The following is a 20,461-nucleotide window of genomic DNA, read 5'->3' as shown; positions in this document are numbered from 1 at the left end:
CTTGTTCCATACTCCGAAAAAAGTCCATACGGATGCCCCGGCCAGATGCTTGAGAACGCCCCCAAGATCCCACTCATGAACGAGGAACAGCGCTTTCGCCTGCTCATCGACGCGGTGGTCGACTACGCCATCTACATGACCGACCCATCGGGCATCATCACCAGTTGGAACTCCGGCGCCAGGCGTTTCAAGGGCTACGAGGAAGCCGAGATCCTCGGCCAGCATTTCTCCCGTTTCTACACCGATCAGGATCGCGCCGCGGGCCTGCCGCAACGGGCGCTGGACACGGCCGTGCATGAGGGGCGCTTTGAAGGCGAGGGTTGGCGGGTGCGCAAGGACGGCACGCTGTTCTGGTCCCATGTGGTGATCGATCCGATCATCGACAGCCAGAGCGGCACCTTGCTTGGTTTCGCCAAGATCACCCGCGACCTGACCGATCGCAAAATGGCCGAGGAAACCCTCAAGCAAAGCGAGCAGCAGTTCCGCCTGTTGGTGCAAAGCGTCACCGATTACGCCATCTACATGCTTGACCCGCAAGGCCAGGTCACCAACTGGAACCTGGGGGCGCAGCGGATCAAGGGGTATCTTCCGGCCGAGGCTATCGGCCGGCATTTCTCGATGTTCTACACCCCCGAGGATCGCGATACCGGCGAACCACAACGCGCATTGAGCATCGCCGCCAGCGAAGGGCGTTTCGAGAAAAAGGGCTGGCGCATGCGCAAGGATGGCACGCGCTTCATGGCCCACGTCGTCATTGACGCGATCCGCAGCGACACTGGCATGCTGTTGGGCTTTGCCAAGATCACCCGCGACATTACCGATGTCACCCAGGCCCAGCAGGCCCTCGAGCAGGCCCGTGAGGCACTGTTCCAATCCCAGAAACTGCAAGCCATTGGCCAGCTCACCGGCGGCATCGCCCATGATTTCAACAACCTGTTGACGGTCATCCTTGGCAATCTGGAGATCGTGCGCAAGCGCATGCCCAACGAGCCGAAACTCACTCAATTGCTGGACAACGCGACCCAGGGCGCGCTGCGCGGGGTTTCGCTGACCCAACGCATGCTGGCGTTTGCCCGTCGGCAGAAGCTGACCTACGAATCGGTCGAGCTGTCGGCCCTGGTGCAGGGTATCAGCGGCCTGCTGCAAAGCTCCCTGGGCCCGTCGATACACGTCCAGACCCGTTTCGCCGAGGCACTGTCGCCGGTGCTGGCCGATGTCAACCAGCTGGAACTGGCGATTCTCAACCTGGCGACCAATGCCCGGGACGCCATGCCCCATGGCGGCCAGCTCATGATTACCGCCGATGAGCGGCAAGGGTCTGATGCGGCCCCGGACAAGTCGATGGCCCCCGGGCGCTACATTTGCCTGGCGATTACCGATGAAGGCGAGGGCATGGATGAAGCCACGCTGGCCTCGGCCGTGGACCCGTTCTTCACCACCAAGGGGGTCGGCAAGGGCACGGGCCTTGGGTTGTCCATGGTGCATGGACTGGCGGAGCAGCTGGGCGGCCGCCTGATGCTCAGCAGCCAGAAAGGTGTCGGTACCACCGCGCAGTTGTGGCTACCCGTGGCCGACAACCCGGCACCGGGCAAAGCGTCGATCCAGGAAACAACGCCGCCAGTTGACGAGTTGAAAGTGCTGGTGGTCGACGATGACAGCCTGGTGCTCACCAGCACGCGCCTGCTCATCGAAGACCTCGGGCACCGGGTCCTTTGCGCGCCATCGGGCGCCCAGGCACTGGAGCTGTATGAGATCAACCCGGACATTGACCTGGTAATCACCGACATGGCCATGCCGCAGATGGACGGTGCGCAGTTGGCGAAACTGTTGCGCGACCGCCAACCGACCCTGCCCATCATCCTGGCCACCGGTTATGCCGAACGCTTGGAAGGTTTCGCCACGCAATTGCCTCGGTTGATCAAGCCGTTCAAGCAGATAGACCTGGTGCAGATCATTGGGCAGACGATGAAATAGTCAGGAATGCAATGTTTTCCCCCGTGGCGAGGGAGCTTGCTCCCGCTCGACCGGGTTGGCGCACCAGTGCGAAGCGCTCGCGACATGGGCGCGTTTCCTCGAAGGTCTGATGCGCCTGCGATCCATTGGCTTGAACTTGCCGTGCGCCGGGTTCTTCTAATGAGTCCGAATCATCACCAAGGCACCGCCTGCGCAATGCCCAGAATACTCACCGGGCCAACCCCGGAAGAAGAACTGACGGAACACAACGCCAAACTGTTCGGCTCGCCCAAGGAACGACTGGATTTCTATCGCCGGGAAATCCAGTACGAAACCAGCATCCTGGCCAACCGAACCGATGCTTACCTCGCCGCCCAATCCTTCCTGGTGATTGCTTTTGCTTCGTGCATGGCCAACCTGAACCCGGAGTGGGGCAAGTTGTTCACGTTGATCGTGCCGCCATTCCTGGCCTTGCTGGGCTTCTTGAGCTCGCTCAATGCCTGGCCGGGCATTCGAGCGGCCTACGAGATCATCGATCACTGGCATTTCAAACAGAGCGAGTTATTGCGCGCCGAACCCTTGATGGGCCTGGCCTACGACGAGTCACCGCTGTTCAGCGAGCGGGAGTCGACGCACAAGGGCTACCGTAAATCGTTGCTGTTCTCGGTGCGTACGCCATGGATCTTCGCCACCTTCTGGGTGTTGCTGGGGGTGTATTCGGTCTATATCCAGATGGGCGATCCTGGCGGTTGAGCCACACGCTCTTGAGGACGAACATCATTGTGGCGAGGGAGCCCCCGCCGCGTCTTCGACGCTGCGCTGTCGCGCAGCAAACAATTATTCGGCCTAAGATAGGAGGTGCGCGCAGGACAGAGGCCGTAGTTATCACTGGCGTGTTCGCACCCGAGAGGGAGAGTGGTCCGCACGGTATCGGCGTGGAGTCGTTGTTGGCACAGCATGCTGTGACCACGTATAGGAGAGTGAACCCTTTCGCCACCGTGTAACCTGCGCCTTGGAATCTATTTAGAAGATCAGATATCTGAGTTTTTGGGTAGGAGCTTGCTCACGAAGTCAGTCTGACAGCTGGCCAGGATTATGGCTGAGTACATATCCATCGCTGCGGTAACGGCTACTTAGGGTTCCGCCCTGACGGCGGGTCACTTTTGGAAGAGCGCCAAAAGTAACCAAAAGCGCTTTGCCCCACCACTTGGTGCCTCGCTTAGGCTCGGCATGCCCTCACTCCGGCATTGCTCCGTGGGCCGCCGCGAAGGGCCATCCATGGCCCAGCGCGGCTATCCCGGCATCCATGCCGGGATGCCCACTGCGCAATGCCTGCGTTCGGCCATCGTGGTTAACGGGGCGCCCGAGATCAACGTCCACGCCGAGGCGGCCTAGTAGCCGACCTGGCTCGTCCGGTCGTACTCCGGTCCAATTGTGGGAGCGAGCTTGCTCGCGAAGGCGGTCTGATAGTTGGCCATGGATTCTGGGCAACCACATTTCCGTGGAAATTGAACCTATTCGCTATCGTGCAGCCTTGACCTGGAATTTGTTGTAGAAAATCAAGTGCTTGCGTTTTGTTTGATAGGAGCTTGCTCCCGCTCGGTTGCGCAGCGACCGCCCAAGGGGCCTGCTTCGCAGTTCAGCGGGAGCAAGCTCCCTCGCCACAACAGCGTTCATCTCCTGCCGCAGTGCCTCACCTCGGCTGCTTATGGCGCTCATACCATGCCAGGGTGGGTTGGGTCGTGACACCATGGACCAAAATACTCAAGGCCACCACCGACAGGGTGAGGTTGATGCACAGTTGCGCCACCTCCGGCTGCAGGTCATGGTTCAAGGCGAAAAACAGATAAAACAGACTGCCGATCCCGCGGATGCCGAACCAGCCGATCAGTAGCCGTTGCGGTCCGTCGAGCAGCCGCCCCCAGGGTAACGCCAGCACACTCAACGGGCGGATGACGGCAAACAGCAGGGCACCGATCGCCAAGGCCCGCCAGTCCCAATGGTTGGCCAGCACGACGCCGAGCAGGGTTACCAGGAACACTTCCATCGACCGTTCCACCAGGCTGCCGAACGCGAGCATGTCGCTCATCATGACCCCTGCGGCCAATTGACCATCGTCCAGCGACTCGGTATCACCGAGGACGGCCTGCTGGGGCTCGACGGTTTCGTGGCCCACCACCGGTTGCACCAGGTGTTCTGCCGGCAGCGCCGCTTCGTCGGTGGACTTGACCTCGGCCTGGCGCAGCCCCAGGCCGGCGGCGAATACAGAGAGAAAGCCGTAGCCCTGGATCCACTCGGCCACGACGTAGGCCAGGGCAATCAGTGCCAGGGCCAGGTAGTCATTGGGCGACAGCGTGCTGTCGGCATTCCTGATGCGCATCGACAAGGTCAGCTTGCCAATCCCGCGGCCCATCCAGTAGCCAACCAGCAAACCGGCCGGCACCGCCCAGAGGACGTTACGCAGCAGCCATTCGCCGAGAAAACCGCTGCCGTCGTCGCGCAGCATCAACAGGCCGAGGATCACAAAGGGAAACGCGGTGCCGTCGTTCAGTCCCGCTTCGCCCGACAGACCGAAACGCACCCGGTCGTCATCCCGCGCATCGTTGACCTGCACCAACGCCGCCAATACCGGATCGGTGGGGGCCAATATCGCGCCGATCAGCATCGACACGCCCCAACTGAGGCCGAACAGATAATGCAATGCCAGGCACAGGCCGGCGATGCTCAGGATCATCACCGGTCCGGCCAGCCCAAAGGCCACGCGCCAGGTACGGTTCTTGAGGGGCAGGCGCAACTTGAGGCCGCTGACGAACAACGAAAACACCACCGCGACCTCCGTGAGGTGTTCCATCCAGACCGACGAGTCGCTGATGTCCAGCTTCAGCACGTCCAACCCCATCGGCCCGATGGCAACGCCCAGCACCAGGCACATCGCCGAGGTGGTGACCGGCATCCAGCGCAGATAGGAGGAGGTCAGGGCCAGGGTCAGCAACACCGCACCGAGCACCGCTACCCATACCGTGAAAGTCATCGTTGCTCCTTGGATAGCAAGGGAGCCAGTTACAACACCCTGTAGGACCGCCAAGCACAATTCTGTGGCGAGGGGATTTAGCGAAACGTCGCACCGCCCCGCTGTGGGAGCAAAGCTTGCTCGCGATGCAGGAGCCTCGGTTCCAGAGAGACTGCGTTGTTTTTATCGCGGGCAAGCCTTGCTCCCACAGATAAATCCCCTCGCCACAAGGGTGTTCACTTGCTGGTATTGGCGCACTTGTCACTCATTCGAGGGCTGGAACGAAACGAGGGTTCCCCTCGTGAACGAACAACCCGTTTATCCGCCTGCCTTTCAACCCAACGGAATTTTTCGCCGTTGCCGGCGCTCTGCAACAGAAGAGACGTTCTGATTCAGCGTCCGCCGAGAACCCAAGAGGCCCTTATGACTGCGCTGACACCCCTTCAATCCCGGCCGGCCACCGTCCAGCCTGTCACCCATAACGGACACGTGCGCCAATGCTATGAGCGACTGTTCCAGGGCCCCGATGACGCCGACAAGCAAGCCGTCGCCCAAGCGTTCCTCCAGCAATGCATCGCAAAGGCTGCGGCGCTCCCCCAGGAGGTGCCCGATGACCCCATGGCGCTGCAGGCCTGGGTCGAGCAGCACAGCGCCGGTGTGGCCCGGCAATACGCTGACTACCTGGAGCGGCGCAAAAATGGCGGTGCGCGGGAATTCTTCAGCGGCAGGGCCCACGCCCTGTACTTCCTGCAGGCGGTGGCGCCGACCAAACGGGTCGACGGCGCCTGGCTGTATGGCGTGGTCAAGCACTGGCACGACCACCGTTTCGAAGGGTTGCTGTGCACCTACCTGGAAGAACTGGGGGACGGTCATCCCGGGCAAAACCATGTGGTGCTCTATCGCAAATTGCTCGCCGAACACGACCTGTCGGATGCCCCGGACATCGACGATGACCTTTATCTGCAAGGTGCCGTGCAACTGGCCTTGGGTTATGCCGGTGACGAATACCTGCCGGAGGTCATCGGCTACAACCTGGGCTATGAACAATTGCCCTTGCATCTGTTGATCAGCGCCTATGAGCTGAGCGAACTGGACATCGATCCCTACTATTTCACCCTTCACGTCACCATCGACAACGCCAGCACCGGCCACGCCCATAAGGCCGTGCAGGCATTGCTGCAACTGATGCCGATGGAAGCGGACCGTGAAGCTTTCTGGCACCGAGTCACATTGGGCTATCGCCTCAACGACCTGGGGCAGGGCAGCCGGGACATCATCGCCTCGTTCGACCTGGAGCGCGAAGTGCTGGACATGCTCGAACGCAAACGCCCGTTCGGCCAGCACATGCATTCCGATTACTGCAAGTTCGAAGGCAAGACCGTCAACCAGTGGCTTGCGGTGCCAGGCCAGTTGGAAGGGTTCTTGGCGGCAATGCAGAACAAAGGCTGGATCAAACGCCATGAAGACCCGCAGAGCAGCCGCTTCTGGGCGCTGATCGACGGGGCCGGTGCGGCCATGTTCGGCGTGTTCAGCCCCTACGAAAAGCAGTTGCTGCACGATTGGATTGCCGGTGACTGGCTGGACCAGGGCACGAAGTCCGGCGCCCGGCGTGGTCCGGGTGCGGCGTGCGAGCCCGCAACGCCGATGGATGATCCCGATGTGCAAAGCCTGCAACAGGCACTGCAAGGCCGCACGCCCGATGCGCAGATGCAGGTTCTGATGCCCTGGCTCTGTGCCCGTTGCCATAGCCATCCGGCCGGGCTGTTGGCGACTCGCCGCTTCATCGAACTCAAATCCGTACTTCGCTAGGGAGCCCTGCATGAATGAGGAAGAACGCCTGTGCGAGACGGACCTTGCGCTGTTGCAACTGGGCCGGCGCCTGCAAGCCGACGGCTACCGTTTCATTACCCCGACGCCGTTGACCCACGAGCGGATCAACCAGCGGCCCGGCAATGAACGCTCCAAGACCTTGCGGGACGTGTTTGGCTGGTCGCGGCCGTTTGCGCCGGGGCTGATCAGCACCGACGAACAGCGGCAACTGCAAGAAGCCCAGGTGCTGGAAGAACGCGACGGCCTGCTGCGCAGCCGGGTGCGCTGGTCGAGCCTGGATGGCTTGCTGTTCGCGCATTCGCAGTTCCCCACCCAGGCCTCCGATGCGGTGTTTTTCGGCCCTGACAGCTACCGCTTCGCCCAACTGATCCATACTCATCTGCAACAGAACTTCACGGCGGTGCATCGCGCCGTGGACATCGGTTGTGGCGCCGGCGTCGGTGCGATCGTGATTGCCCGCGCCCGGCGTGAAGCGCAAGTGCTGGCGGTGGACATCAACCCGCTAGCCTTGCGCCTGAGTGCTGTGAACGCCGCGCTGGCCGAGGTGGGCAATGTCGAGATCGCTCGCAGCGACGTGCTGCAGGACGTGCCAGGCAACTTCGACCTGATCGTCGCCAACCCGCCGTACATGGCTGATCCATCCGAGCGCGCCTATCGCCATGGCGGCGGCGCGCTGGGCGCGGAGCTGTCGTTGCGCATCGTCGAACAGGCCTTGCCCCGGCTCACACCGGGCGGCTCGCTGGTGCTCTACACCGGCGTGGCGATGGTGGATGGGCGCGACCCGTTCCTGGAAGCGCTGGGCCGATGGCGTGACTCGGCGGATTTCGGCTGGACCTACAAGGAATTGGACCCGGACGTGTTTGGTGAGGAATTGCTGACGCCGGGTTATCAGGACGTGGAAAGGATCGCCGTGGTGGCGTTGGTTGTAACCCGCATTGGCGCAGGTATCGGCGGGGCTATCGGAGGGATTATCGATGAACAGGCGCATGAAATTCGGCATTGAAGAGGAGTATTTCATCACCGATCTGCAAACCCGTTGCATGCCGGGTGAGCCACCCGCGGAGGCTGTCGCCGCGTGCCAGGCCGAGCTGGGCAAGCATTTCGCCCATGAAATGTTCCTGTGCCAGGTCGAGATGGCATCGCCCATCTTTCGCAGCCTGCCCGAGGCCGCCGACTACCTGAGCCAGGTGCGTACGGGCTTGAACCAGCGGTTGGCACCGTATGGCCTGGGTCTGCTCAGCGCCGGTTCACACCCGATGACGACCCAAGTGCTGCAGCCAACCGACGAGCTGCATTTCCAGCAACTGTTCGATGATTACCAGCGGGTGGCGCGGCGCAGCGTGCTGTCGGGCCTGCATGTCCATGTGGAAGTTCCGGCCACCCAGGATCGGGTGCGGGTCATGAATGAGATCCTGCCCTGGTTGCCGATGTTCCTGGCCCTGAGCGCTTCATCGCCGTTCTGGAACGGCGGCTACAGTGGCTTCAGCAGCTACCGACAAGTGGCCTGCGATGAATGGCCGCGCATGGGCGTGCCGGAATTTTTCGAAGACGAGTCGGCGTTCGCCCGCTACGTCGACATGCTCATGCGCACCGGGTCCATTCGCCAGCCCAGCGATTGCTGGTGGGTGATACGGCCTTCCTCACGTTACCCCACGCTGGAACTGCGCATTTGTGATGCCTGTCCTCGGGTCGACGACGTCCTCTGTCTGGTCTCGCTGTTTCGCCTGATGGTGGCCCATGCCGTGGCGCAGCGCCGGCCTGGCGCCCACTACAACCAGATGTCCCAGTGGGTCCTCAAGGAAAATCGCTGGCGGGCCAAGCGTCACGGGATTCTCGCGGAGTTTATCGTCGAGGGGCAGGAGCAGCCGATGTTGATCGGTGAATGGCTGACCCTGGCCGAGCAAACCTTCGGTGAGACCGCAGCAGAGCTGGGTGTCCAGGACGTGTTCAAGCAGGTGCGCCGCATGGTGCAGGAAGGCACCAGCGCCGACCGGCAAATCGTCCTCTTCGAACAGGGGCTGCTGCTGGGCGATTCCGTCGAACAGGCCTTGTGCCGCGTGGTCGATCAATTACTCGCGGAAACCGCCGGGCTGCCGGTCGCTGATCCGGCGTTGCAACAGGTGGCAGGTGGTGCATGAGCCGCAAGACCCTGGACGACTACAACCGCATGCGCGACTTCGCCGCCACCCCGGAGCCGGCGGCGAAGCGCTCGCGCAAATCGGCAAGAAGCGCCCATGCCTTGCAGTTCTGTATTCAAAAACACGACGCTTCGCGGCTGCATTACGACTTTCGGCTGGAGCTGGACGGTGCGCTCAAGAGTTGGGCGGTGCCCAAGGGCCCCTCCCTGGACCCGAAAGCCAAGCGCCTGGCGGTGCATGTCGAAGACCATCCGCTGGATTACGCCACGTTCGAAGGCAACATTCCCGAGGGCCATTACGGCGCCGGTGACGTTATCGTCTGGGACCGGGGCGTCTGGATTCCCCAGGATGATCCCCATGAGGCCTATGAAAAAGGCCGGCTCAAGTTCGAACTGCAAGGCGAAAAGCTCAGCGGCCTGTGGAACCTGGTGCGCACCCACATGCCCGGCAAGCAGGAGCAGTGGTTCCTGATCAAGCATCAGGACCAGGCCGCCCGCCCCGAGAGCGAATACGACGTGGTCCAGGCCGAACCGGACAGCGTGCTCAGCGATCGCACCCTCGTGCCCAAGCGCCGCGGCAAGGCCGCTACCGCCAAAGCGGTGAAACAAGCGGAAAAAGCCGTCCAGCCGAAATCGCCGAAACGCCCCTCGAAAACCATTCTGAGCGGCGCGGTCGCCGAGCCGTTGCCGGAAACCCTCAAGCCGGAACTGGCAACGCTGGTGGACAGCGCGCCCGACGGCGATTGGCTCTATGAGATCAAGTTCGACGGTTACCGGGTCATGGCGCGCATTGAAAGCGGCGATGTAAAGCTGCTCACCCGCAACGGCCATGATTGGACCCATAAATTGCCAAGACAGGCCGAAGCCTTGGCTGCGCTGGGCTTGGAATCGGCCTGGCTAGACGGCGAGATGGTCGTTGCCAACGACCAGGGCGTGCCGGACTTCCAGGCCTTGCAAAATGCCTTCGAGGCCGGCAGCAGCGGCAAGATCGCCTATTACCTGTTCGACATGCCTTACCTTAACGGCATGGATTTGCGCAAAGTTCCGGTGCAAGAGCGCCGGGCGGCTTTGGCCGCAGTGCTGGAGCCCAACGAAAGCCCCTTGCTGCGGTTTTCCGATGCTTTCGAGGAAACCCCCGAAGCGTTGCTCAACAGCGCCTGCCAGATGCGGATGGAAGGGTTGATCGGCAAGCGCATCGGCAGTGCCTATGTGTCCAGGCGCAGCAACGACTGGATCAAGCTCAAGTGCAAGAATCGCCAGGAGTTCGTGGTGGTGGGCTTCAGCGAGCCCAAGGGCGCTCGCAGCGCCTTCGGTGCCTTGCTGCTGGGGCTGCATGATGCCGACAGCGGCCAGTTACGCTACGCCGGCAAGGTCGGCACCGGGTTCAACGAAACCAACCTTAGAAGCATCTACCAGCAACTGCTGCCCCTGGAGACGAAAAAGGCCGCCGTGGTGAATCCGCCCACCGGTTACGAAGCCAAGGGCGTGCACTGGCTCGAACCGACGCTGTTGGCCGAAGTGGCCTTTGCCGAGATGACCAAGGAAGGTTCGGTGCGCCATGCGGTCTTCCATGGCATGCGCGACGACAAGCCGGCCAAGGACATCACCCAGGAGCTGGCCAAGCCTGTGAAAAAAACCACCGCAGCGAAGAAAACCCGGGGCAAATCTGAACCAGACGTGGTATCGCCCATGGACGGCAAGGTCCGCATCACCCACCCGGAGCGGGTCATTGATGCCAGCAGCGGCACCACCAAGCTGCAACTGGCCGAGTACTACGCCAGCGTGGCCGAGTTCATCCTGCCGGAACTGGCGGATCGCCCGGTGGCTTTGGTCAGGGCGCCGGATGGCATCGCCGGGGAGCTGTTCTTCCAGAAGAACGCCGAGCGCCTGGCGATTCCCGGCATCAGCCGTCTGGACAAGGAACTGACCGGGCAGCCGGTGATGATCATCAACAACGCCGAGGCGCTGATCGGCGCGGTGCAGATGAGCACGGTGGAACTGCACACCTGGAATGCCACCTCGGTCGATCTGGACAAGCCTGACCGCTTCGTCCTCGACCTTGACCCGGACCCGGCCTTGCCCTGGAAAAGCATGGTCGAGGCGACGCAGCTCACGCTATCGGTGCTCGATGAGCTGGGGCTCAAGGCGTTTCTCAAGACCAGCGGTGGCAAGGGCATCCATGTGGTGGTGCCGCTGACGCGCAAACTGGGTTGGGACGAGGTCAAGGGGTTCAGCCATGTAATTGTCAGTCACATGGCCAAGCTGCTGCCGGACCGTTTCTCGGCAGTGTCCGGGCCGAAGAACCGGGTAGGGCGGATCTTCATCGATTATCTGCGTAATGGGTTGGGCGCCACCACCATCTGTGCCTACGCGGCCCGGACTCGGGAAGGGTTGCCGGTTTCGGTGCCGATTTTTCGCGAGGAAGTGGCTGAACTCAAGGGCGCGAATCTTTGGAATGTGCGCAATGTTCATGAGCGGCTGGCGGAAGTTGGGCATGAGCCTTGGGCTGGGCTGAAGACAACTCGGCAGAGTATTACTGCTGAGATGCGACGACGCATCGGCATGAAGAAGACCGTGAAGTCACGTATTTGAGGGGGGTGTGCATATCCATTGCTGCGGTAACGGATATGCCCACCGGCCTACCTACGCCCCCCGGCAATCACTGTTGTTTCGATCCCCCGCCAATCTGCCAGACATACGGTGGTTCCGTGCCGTTGATTTCCCAATCACCAATAATGCGCTCCTTGTAGATCAGCGGATTGTGCGAAGCGGCGGTGCGGGCGTTGCGCCAGTGGCGGTCGAGGGCCTTGCTGGTGCTGGTGGCCGAGGCACCAAGGGCATTGAACAGCTCGCTGGTGGCGCGTAGCACCAGGTCGGAGATGACCACCTGGGCCTGGGCCGATTCCAGTTCGGCGGCGATGTTGGCGGCGTGTTCGGTCGCGTCGTTCTGACTGAAGCGGCTTTCGTAGGCGCGTTGGGAGGCGCTCGCGGCTCGCAGGGCAGTGGCTTGGGCGGCATAGACCTGGGCCGAGGCCCTGCCGACGACCTGTTGCACCTGCACGTCCTGGCTCACTTCGCTGGCATTGCCGGTGCTGAAGACTCGCGTGCGTTTGCGCACTTGCTCGGTAATGTCATGAACCGCCGCGCGGCCGGCACCGGTCAGCACGGCGAGCAAGACCAGTTGATAAAACGCGGTCTGGTATTTGAAGCGAGTAGAGAAGTCGATGAGATTTTCCGCCTCGACCAACGCATTCTCGAACAGCGACGTGCCGCTGCCGGTGGTGCGTTGGCCAAAACCGTCCCAGTCATCGCTTTGCTTGACGCCCGGCTGGTGCACGCGCACGGCGGCAATCACGTCGGTGCCGTTGTCGTCGCGCTGGGCATACACGTCGATCCAGTCGGCGAAGATACTGCCGGTGCTGTAGTACTTGGTGCCGTTGACCACCCATTGATCGCCTTGCCGGGAAACCCGAGTAACGACGTCGCCGATTTTCACGGCGCCAACTTCCGTCCAGGCATTGCCCACCAGTTCACCCTCGACGAAGCGCTTGAACCAGATGTCTTGTGGGCTGCTGGCGTGGGCGTTGAGACGGTCCTCGACAAATGCAAAGTGCCCGCGCAGCGCCTGGGGCAGGTTGGAATCGGCTTCGGCCAGTTCGATCAGCAGTTGCAACAGCTGCGGCAACGAAGCCCCGGCGCCGCCATATTCGACCGGTACGCGAATGGCTCCAAAGCCTGCTTCCTTCAGCCATTTCACCTGTTCAAAAGGCAAGCTGCGCGTCTGCTCACGCTCCAGGGCGCCGGCCTGGATGCGTGCAAAGATCGGCCGAAAGCGTTCGGCCAAGGGCTCATAGTCGGTGCCGGTGGACAGGATCGGCGGCAGGTGTTGTTGCTGTGCGGTCATGGTGAGGTTCCTTCTTATGACGAATAGGTAGGCAGGGGGAGAAACCTGCCGGTGCCAGCGGCTATTGCACAGTCCGTGCCCGAGCCCAGATGCCCGTAAATACGGGGCTTGTACAGCGTTCATCAGCGCAGGGGCTGTCCTTGCCGAGGACAATCTGCTGCGCAACTGTGTGCCCGGCAACAGTTGCTGCCACGGATATCGACGCAGCGGATGTTCGCCACGCAACAGTGGATCAACAGCTTGTCCGTCGAGCGACAGTGACATGATCCGGCAAAGCTCCTAACACATTGATTAATAAATGAATATTCAACTGGCACGGTTGCTGCTCTACACCTTGTGCAGACGCTGAGGTGGCGTCTCCAGGCATGGGGTAAGCGATGAGCAAGCAATTCAAAGTGGTGGCGGTGTCAGGCAGCGTGCAGCACCCGTCACGCACGCTGGTCCTGCTCCAGGCATTGGTCGACAGGCTCGCGCAGCAACTGCCGATCGAGCTGCGTGTAATCGAACTGGCCAAGGTCGGGCCCCAGTTCGCCGGGGTCTTGCGTCGCGAGGCATTGCCGGCTGCCGTGCAGGATGACCTGCAGGCCATTGAGTCGGCTGATCTGTTGATCGCCGCCAGCCCGGTGTATCGGGCTTCGTACACCGGCCTGTTCAAGCACCTGTTCGATTTCGTTCATCACGAAGCCCTCAAGAACGTACCGGTGCTGCTGGCCGCGACGGGGGGCTCGGATCGCCATGCCTTGATCATCGATCACCAACTGCGGCCCCTGTTCGGCTTCTTCCAGGCCCTGAGCCTGCCGGTGGGGGTCTATGCCAGCGAAACCGATTTCAGCCAATACCGGATCTCCAGCGCACAGGTACTGGAGCGTATCGAGCGCGCCGTCGAGTCGGCGTTGCTGAGCCTGGTCCCGAGCGTTCGACGCGACGCCAGTGCCGCCTGATCAATTTCTTCTTTCAAAACGAGCCGTGGAGTACATGCAATGAGCCAGGACACGATCAAATTTGCCTACTGGGTGCCCAACGTCAGTGGCGGGCTGGTGGTCAGCAAAATCGAGCAACGCACCGACTGGGGCATCGACTACAACCGCAAGCTGGCCCAGATCGCTGAAGCGGCCGGCTTCGACTACGCCCTGTCCCAAGTGCGCTTTACCGCCGGTTACGGCGCCGAATACCAGCACGAGTCCGTAGCGTTCAGTCATGCCTTGCTGGCCGCCACCACGCGCCTGAAAGTCATCGCCGCAGTGTTGCCTGGGCCGTGGACGCCGTCGGTGTTGGCCAAGCAGATCGCAACCATCGATCACCTGACCGGCGGCCGGGTGGCGGTCAACATCGTGTCGGGTTGGTTCAAGGGCGAGTTCACCGCCATTGGCGAGCCGTGGCTGGAGCACGATGAGCGCTATCGCCGTTCCGAAGAGTTCATCACCGCGCTCAAGGGCATCTGGACCACCGACAACTTCACCTTGCGCGGTGACTTCTATCGCTTCCACGACTACACCCTCAAGCCGAAACCACTGCAGCAGCAACCGGAGATCTTCCAGGGCGGCAGCTCGCGTGCGGCGCGGGACATGGCCGCACGGGTATCGGACTGGTACTTCACCAACGGCAATACCGTGGAAGGCGTCAAGGCGCAGATCGATGACCTCCAGGCAAAAGCCGCGGCCAACAACCACAAGGTCAAGGTCGGTGTAAACGCCTTCGTCATTGCTCGCGACACCGAAGAAGAGGCGCGTGCGGTCCTTGCCCAGATCATCGACCAGGCCGACCCCGAGGCCGTCAATGCCTTTGGCGATGCGGCGAAGCAGGCCGGCAAGTCCAGCCCGGAAGGCGAGGGCAACTGGGCCAAGTCCAGCTTCGAGGACTTGGTGCAGTACAACGATGGCTTCAAGACCAACCTGATCGGCACACCGCAGCAGATCGCCGAACGCATCGTCGCGCTGAAGGCGGTGGGTGTGGATCTGGTGCTCGCCGGCTTTCTGCACTTCCAGGAAGAAGTCGAGTATTTCGGCCGTAAGGTCCTGCCGCTGGTGCGTGAGCTGGAGCAACACAAAGTGGCAGCCAAAACGGCGGCGGTCGCTTAGGCGCGGGAGGCAGCATGGGCACGTTCACCGACACTCTCGACACGGCACCGGCCAGCTTGCCCCAGTGGTTGCAGCAACAGGCGCATCGGCATGGCGCGGATGTCGCGCTGCGCCATAAGCACCTGGGTGTCTGGCAGGAGCGGAGCTGGGCGCAAGTGGCCGAGGAGGTGCGCCGTTTGGCGAGTGCCCTGCAAGCCCGCGGTTTTGCGGCGGGCGCGACCCTGACGATCATCAGCCGACCCCGGCCGCAGGCGCTGCTTGCAGCCTTGGCCGCGCAGTGGCTGGGTGGCGTGGCGAGTCTCTTCGACCCTTTGGAGGTACCGGCCGAACAGGTGCAATTGCTCGGCACGCTGCAGCCGGATTTCGTCCTGGTCGAAGGCCTGGAGGAGATGCTGCGTCTGCGTGCGGCGCAGGTGGCTGCGCGTGTGCTGGTTTATCTCGACAAGCGTGGCCTGGCCGATTTGACGCCATTCGTTCAAGCGCTGGATTACGCCGCGCTGGTTGCCGAGCAGCCAACCAATGAACGGGCACCGCAAGGGCAAGTGCTGCAAACGGCCTTTGTGTTTTATCGCGGGGCTGGGCAGGCGATTGAAGAGCAACGCGTCAGCCACGCCGAGCTGCTGCAGGAGGGCCAGCGGTTGGTGACGCGCGAAGGCCTGGGACGGCAGGAAGAGGCATTGGCCGCCCGGGCGTTCGCCTCGGGCGGACAAGCCCGCTATCTGCTGGCGCCCTGGTTGATAGCCGGTTTTCGCCTGAATTTTCCAGAAAACCTGGCGACCCGTGATCGCGACCGCCGCGAGCTGGGCCCGACGCTGGTGGCCGGAACGCGAGAAACCTATGAGCGTTTGTACCGTTATGCGCTGGAGCGTTTGCCGGCGCCGGGCAGCTGGTCGCGTGGGCTGGTGGACTGGGCGTTAGCGGCCCATCCCGACGCCTTGCAACGGCATCTGGGTGACTGGCTGGTGCGCCGGCCTTTGCGCGATGTGCTGGGGTTCTCCCGGACCCGCGCGCCGCTGCTGGTGGGCGATGCGTTGCCGCCCCAGACCCAGGCGTTTTTCCAGGCATTGGGTATCAGGGTTCGCCAGTGGGGCGATGCGGCCCACTGGGAAGCGCCGACGCATCTCGTGCAGCAAACCACCGATGACTGGACCGGGCGCCAGTCGCAATTGGCCTGAGAGGAGACGCGCCATGACCGAGACGGCCACCGCGCATTTGCTGGAGCTGGAGCATATTTCACTGTCATTCAAAGGCGTCAAAGCGGTCACGGACATCAGCTTTCGTGTCGCCACCGCAGAGATCTGCGCCTTGATCGGCCCCAACGGTGCCGGCAAGAGCTCGCTGCTGAATGTCATCAGCGGCGTGTACCAGGCCCAGGAGGGACGTATCCGTTTTGATCGACAGGAGCGGCGCCGGATGCGCCCCCACGATGTGGCGGTACGCGGCATCGCCCGCACGTTCCAGAACATTGCGCTGTTCAAGGGTATGAGCGTGCTCGACAACGTGCTCACCGGACGCAACCTCAAGCGGCGCAGCACTTGGATCGAGCAGGCGCTGCGCATCGGTCGCGCTCGGGCCGAGGATGACCGCCAGCGCGAAGCGGCCGAGCGCGTTATCGCGTTCCTGCACTTGCAGCCTTGGCGCGACACCCTGGTGGGTACGTTGCCCTACGGCTTGCAGAAACGCGTGGAGCTGGCCCGGGCGCTGGCGGCGGAGCCTCGGCTGTTGCTGCTGGACGAACCCATGGCCGGAATGAACGCCGACGAGAAGCAGCAGATGAGCCGCTTCATCGTCGATATCAATCGTGAACTGGGCACCACCGTGGTGTTGATCGAGCACGATATCGGCGTGGTCATGGACATCAGCGACCACGTGGTGGTGCTCGATTACGGTCGCAAGATCGGCGACGGCTCGCCCGAGGAAGTACGGCTGAACCCCGAGGTGATTTCGGCCTACCTGGGCACTCGCCACTGACACTGGATATTCGACGCCTTCGCGCTGGGCTCTGTAGGAGCTGGCGAAGGCTCGGGCCGCGTTCGGACGATCTTTTGACTTTTCGCTTGAGACTCAAGTGTCTGGGAAAAGATCGCAGCCTCGCTGCGCTCGACAGCTCCTACCGCGCAGCCCAGCGGGAGCAATCTGGCCACAGGATCCTCGTTTGTATTAGCTGAACAGCATTAGGAACAGGCATGGAATTTTTCTTTGAAGTATTGATTGGCGGTTTGTTGGCAGGGGTGATGTACGCCTTGGTGGCCATCGGTTTTGTGCTGATCTACAAGGCCTCCGGGGTGTTCAATTTCGCCCAGGGCGCGATGGTGCTGTTTTCGGCGCTGACCTTTGTCAGCCTGCTGGAGCGCGGCGTGCCGTTCTGGCTGGCGTTCCTCATCAGCCTGACGGCCATGGTACTGATCGCCGTGGCGGTGGAGCGGGTGGTGCTACGCCCTTTGGTCAACCGTTCGCCGATCACGTTGTTCATGGCCACCCTCGGGCTGTCCTACGTCATCGAAGGCTTCGCCCAGGCGCTGTGGGGCGCCCAGGTGCATGGCCTGGAGCTGGGCATCAGCGACGAACCGCTGGCGCTGGGCGGGATGTTGTTGTCGCAGTTCGACATATTTGCCGCGTTGACGGCGGCGTTTCTGGTGCTGCTGCTGTCCTGGCTGTTCAACAAGACCCGGCTCGGATTGTCGTTGCGGGCGGTGGCCGATGACCCGCTGGCGGCACTGGCCGTGGGCATCCGCTTGCAGCGAGTGTGGGTGGTGGTGTGGGCGGTGGCAGGGTTTGTCGGGTTGGTCGCCGGACTGCTCTGGGGCGCTCGCCTCGGTGTGCAGTTCTCGCTCTCGCTGGTGGTGCTCAAGGCCCTGCCGGTGCTGATCATCGGCGGCTTCACCTCCATCAGCGGCGCGATTGTCGGCGGCTTGATCATCGGCGCCTCGGAGAAGCTGGCGGAGGTTTATCTCGGGCCCTTCATCGGCAGCGGCATCGAGAACTGGTTTCCCTATGTGCTGGCGCTGCTGTTTTTGCTGGTGCGTCCGGCGGGGTTGTTTGGCGAACGGGCCATCGAACGGGTTTAGGGGAGTGCATGATGTTTTATCGAGAAGCAGGCCAGTTCAACACCCGCTATGCCCAGGACCGCCGGGTCTTCGCGCTGCGCCAGGACCGTCACGGGCTGGCCGCGTTGCTGTTGTTTGCCTTCGTCGTGGTGCCCTGGCTGGGCAATGACTATTGGTTCAGCGCGATCCTGATTCCGTTCCTGGTCCTGTCCCTGGCCGGGTTGGGGCTCAATTTGCTCACCGGCTATGCGGGGCAATTGTCCCTCGGTTCAGCGGCGTTCATGGCCGTGGGCGCCTTTGCCACTTACAACCTCGAAGTACGGGTCGTCGGTTTGCCGCTGTTGGTCAGTATCGCCCTGGGCGGGTTGACGGCGGCGTTGGTGGCGGTGCTGTTCGGCCTGCCGAGTTTACGCATCAAGGGCTTCTACCTGCTGGTCTCGACCCTGGCGGCGCAGTTTTTCGTGACCTGGGCGCTGACCCGGTTCAGTTGGTTTTCCAACAACAGCGCCTCGGGCGTGATCAGCGCGCCGCGCCTGGACATATTCGGGGTGAACCTGGATGCGCCGGCTGGCCGCTACCTATTGACCCTGAGCGTGGTGGTAGCGCTGTTCTGGCTGGGCAAGAACCTGGTGCGCAGCGAGTTGGGGCGCAACTGGATGGCGGTGCGCGACATGGACACCGCCGCCGCGGTCATCGGCATTGCGTTGGCAAAAACCAAGTTGCTGGCGTTCGCCATCAGCGGTTTTTTCCTCGGGGTGGCCGGCGCGCTCTGGGCCTTCGCTTACCTGGGCACGGTGGAGCCCCACGGGTTCGACCTCAATCGGTCGTTCCAGATCCTGTTCATCATCATTATCGGCGGCCTCGGCAGCCTGCTGGGCAACTTCCTCGGCGCGGCCTTCATCGTGCTGTTTCCGGTGTTGCTCTCGAACCTGGTGTCGCTGCTGCCCGGCGGGCTGGTGGACGCCGGTCAGGTGGAGAACCTGCAGAAGATGATATTCGGCGCCCTGATCATCCTGTTCCTGATCAAGGAGCCAGAGGGCCTTGCGCGCCTCTGGCAGAGATTTCGCCAGCGCGCTCGGCTGTGGCCGTTGCGCTACTGAGCGATGCGCACAGCGCGGGTTTGCAGTTCCATTTTGTTGGCTTACCTATGGCTTCATAACAAGGAAAATCCGATGTTCAAACGATCATTCGCCAGCAGCCTGGCACTGGCCCTGAGCCTCACCGCCGCGGCCTTCACCGTCCAGGCGGACAACGAACAATACTTCCCGCTGCAAAGCTATCGCGTCGGCCCTTATGCGGCCGGCGGCACCGGTTTTTTCGGCGGTTTTATCGACTACCTCAAGTACGTCAACGCCAATGGCGGCGTGAATGGCGTCAAGTTGACCTGGAGCGAGTGCGAGACCGAATACGTGGTCGAAAAAGGCGTCGAGTGCTACGAGCGCCTGAAGAAAGGCTTGAACGGCGCGCCAGCGGCGGCCACCAACCCACTGTCGGTGGGTATTGCCTACGCCACGCTGGAGCGCTCGACCGCCGACAAACTGCCGCTGATCACCATCAACCACGGTCGCACGGACTCCACCGACGGCAGCGTGTTTCCCTATGTCTTCCCGTTGCAGTTGAACCCGTATTCCGAAGTGTCGGCGATCATCAACTACATCGGCCAGAGGGCCGGGGGGGTGGACAAGCTCAAGGGCTTGAAGATCGTCACCCTGTATCACGGCTCGCCCTACGGCAAGGAAACCAACGAGGTGCTGCAAACCCTGGCCGCCAAGTACGGTTTTGCGCTGACCTTGCTGGAGGTGCCGCACCCGGGCAACGAGCAACAATCGCAATGGCTGAATATACGTCGGGAAAAACCTGATTGGGTGATCCTGCGCGGTTGGGGCGTGATGAACCCGGTGGCGCTGAAAACCGCGCAGAAAGTCGGTTTCCCGGCCGACCACATCATCGGCAACATCTGGAGCAATTCCGAGGATGACGCCGCGCCGGCCGGTGCCGCGGCCAAGGGTTTCATCGCCATCACCACGCACCCTTCGGGCACCGATTTCCCGGTGTTGCAGGGCATCAAGAAACAAGTGGTCGACGCCGGCCATGGCGACCTGGCCGACCCCAAGCGTTTCGGCACGGTGTATTACAACCTCGGCGTGGTCAACGGCATTCTCAACGTAGAGGCGCTGCGCATTGCCCAGCAGAAATTCGGCAAGCAACCCCTGACCGGCGAGCAAGTGCGGTGGGGCTTCGAGAACCTCAAGCTCGACGACGCTCGACTCAAGGAACTCGGGGCGTTGGGCCTGGTGCAGCCGTTGCAGTTGTCGTGCTCGGACCATGAAGGCGGTGGTGCGGTGCGCTTCCAGCAATGGGACGGTACGCAGTGGAAGCTGATCAGTGACTGGGTGCAGGCCGACCGCGCCTTGTTGCGACCGATCATCGAAGCGTCTTCGCACCAGTACGCCCGGGAAAAAGGCATTACCCCGCGTGATTGCAGCAAGGAATCCTGAGGCG

At 62.1% G+C, this 20,461-nt stretch carries 16 protein-coding genes; 14 read left to right on the top strand and 2 right to left on the bottom strand.

Annotated features, from left to right (window positions below):
- The first annotated feature begins 45 nt into the window (after positions 1–45).
- From CFII68_RS22815 to CFII68_RS27340, 3 genes are all read left to right on the top strand, one after another.
- Positions 46–1,974: a PAS domain-containing sensor histidine kinase gene (locus CFII68_RS22815; protein ID WP_033062422.1), complete on the top strand. Its 1,929-nt coding sequence runs from the start codon at positions 46–48 to the stop codon at positions 1,972–1,974.
- Positions 1,975–2,169: 195 nt separating this feature from the next.
- Positions 2,170–2,706: a hypothetical protein gene (locus tag CFII68_RS22820; protein WP_014338386.1), complete on the top strand. Its 537-nt coding sequence runs from the start codon at positions 2,170–2,172 to the stop codon at positions 2,704–2,706.
- A 477-nt stretch (positions 2,707–3,183) separates the two neighbouring features.
- On the top strand, positions 3,184–3,348 hold the full coding sequence (locus CFII68_RS27340; protein ID WP_156886077.1) for a hypothetical protein: 165 nt from the start codon (positions 3,184–3,186) through the stop codon (positions 3,346–3,348).
- Positions 3,349–3,646: 298 nt separating this feature from the next.
- On the opposite strand, the gene CFII68_RS22830 is transcribed toward CFII68_RS27340, so the two are convergent.
- Complete coding sequence (locus CFII68_RS22830) at positions 3,647–4,984, bottom strand: sodium:proton antiporter (RefSeq protein ID WP_018601950.1); 1,338 nt, start codon at positions 4,982–4,984, stop codon at positions 3,647–3,649.
- Positions 4,985–5,386: 402 nt separating this feature from the next.
- Between CFII68_RS22830 and CFII68_RS22835 the strand changes: the two genes are divergently transcribed.
- From CFII68_RS22835 to ligD, 4 genes are read left to right on the top strand one after another with little or no spacing between them, the layout of a single operon-like run.
- Complete coding sequence (locus CFII68_RS22835) at positions 5,387–6,772, top strand: iron-containing redox enzyme family protein (protein ID WP_018601948.1); 1,386 nt, start codon at positions 5,387–5,389, stop codon at positions 6,770–6,772.
- Between the two features lie 10 nt (positions 6,773–6,782).
- Positions 6,783–7,796, top strand: coding sequence for a class I SAM-dependent methyltransferase (locus tag CFII68_RS22840; RefSeq protein WP_018601946.1), 1,014 nt, complete (start codon positions 6,783–6,785; stop codon positions 7,794–7,796).
- Entirely contained in the window at positions 7,768–8,931 is a 1,164-nt protein-coding gene (locus tag CFII68_RS22845) for a carboxylate-amine ligase (protein ID WP_033062421.1), read from the top strand. Before CFII68_RS22840 ends, CFII68_RS22845 begins: the two co-directional genes overlap by 29 nt.
- Positions 8,928–11,522 (top strand): DNA ligase D, encoded by a 2,595-nt coding sequence (gene ligD, locus CFII68_RS22850; protein ID WP_018601942.1) that lies wholly within the window; start codon positions 8,928–8,930, stop codon positions 11,520–11,522. Before CFII68_RS22845 ends, ligD begins: the two co-directional genes overlap by 4 nt.
- A 67-nt stretch (positions 11,523–11,589) precedes the next feature.
- Here ligD and CFII68_RS22855 read toward each other — a convergent pair whose 3' ends face one another.
- Positions 11,590–12,834: an acyl-CoA dehydrogenase family protein gene (locus tag CFII68_RS22855; RefSeq protein WP_018601940.1), complete on the bottom strand. Its 1,245-nt coding sequence runs from the start codon at positions 12,832–12,834 to the stop codon at positions 11,590–11,592.
- 377 nt (positions 12,835–13,211) lie between these two features.
- On the opposite strand from CFII68_RS22855, the gene msuE reads away from it, so the two are divergent.
- From msuE to CFII68_RS22890, 7 genes are all read left to right on the top strand, one after another.
- A complete protein-coding gene (gene msuE / locus CFII68_RS22860; protein WP_018601939.1) occupies positions 13,212–13,775 on the top strand; it encodes an FMN reductase in 564 nt (187 codons plus the stop codon).
- Positions 13,776–13,814: 39 nt separating this feature from the next.
- Complete coding sequence (gene sfnG, locus CFII68_RS22865; RefSeq protein ID WP_018601937.1) at positions 13,815–14,912, top strand: dimethylsulfone monooxygenase SfnG; 1,098 nt, start codon at positions 13,815–13,817, stop codon at positions 14,910–14,912.
- A gap of 14 nt (positions 14,913–14,926) precedes the next feature.
- On the top strand, positions 14,927–16,087 hold the full coding sequence (locus CFII68_RS22870; protein ID WP_018601934.1) for an AMP-binding protein: 1,161 nt from the start codon (positions 14,927–14,929) through the stop codon (positions 16,085–16,087).
- A 13-nt stretch (positions 16,088–16,100) separates the two neighbouring features.
- Positions 16,101–16,883: an ABC transporter ATP-binding protein gene (locus tag CFII68_RS22875; protein ID WP_018601932.1), complete on the top strand. Its 783-nt coding sequence runs from the start codon at positions 16,101–16,103 to the stop codon at positions 16,881–16,883.
- Between the two features lie 215 nt (positions 16,884–17,098).
- Complete coding sequence (locus tag CFII68_RS22880; RefSeq protein WP_018601930.1) at positions 17,099–17,980, top strand: branched-chain amino acid ABC transporter permease; 882 nt, start codon at positions 17,099–17,101, stop codon at positions 17,978–17,980.
- A gap of 11 nt (positions 17,981–17,991) precedes the next feature.
- Positions 17,992–19,059: a branched-chain amino acid ABC transporter permease gene (locus tag CFII68_RS22885; RefSeq protein ID WP_018601927.1), complete on the top strand. Its 1,068-nt coding sequence runs from the start codon at positions 17,992–17,994 to the stop codon at positions 19,057–19,059.
- A 72-nt stretch (positions 19,060–19,131) separates the two neighbouring features.
- The gene (locus tag CFII68_RS22890) at positions 19,132–20,457 is read left to right on the top strand and encodes an ABC transporter substrate-binding protein (protein WP_018601925.1); all 1,326 of its coding nucleotides are present in this window, start codon (positions 19,132–19,134) and stop codon (positions 20,455–20,457) included.
- Positions 20,458–20,461: the final 4 nt, after the last annotated feature.

This window comes from Pseudomonas sp. CFII68 (assembly GCF_000416195.1).
In the GTDB taxonomy this organism is placed as follows: domain Bacteria; phylum Pseudomonadota; class Gammaproteobacteria; order Pseudomonadales; family Pseudomonadaceae; genus Aquipseudomonas; species Aquipseudomonas kilonensis.
The sequence above is the reverse complement of the archived record's forward strand: the minus strand, read 5'-3'. Positions and strand labels throughout refer to the sequence as shown.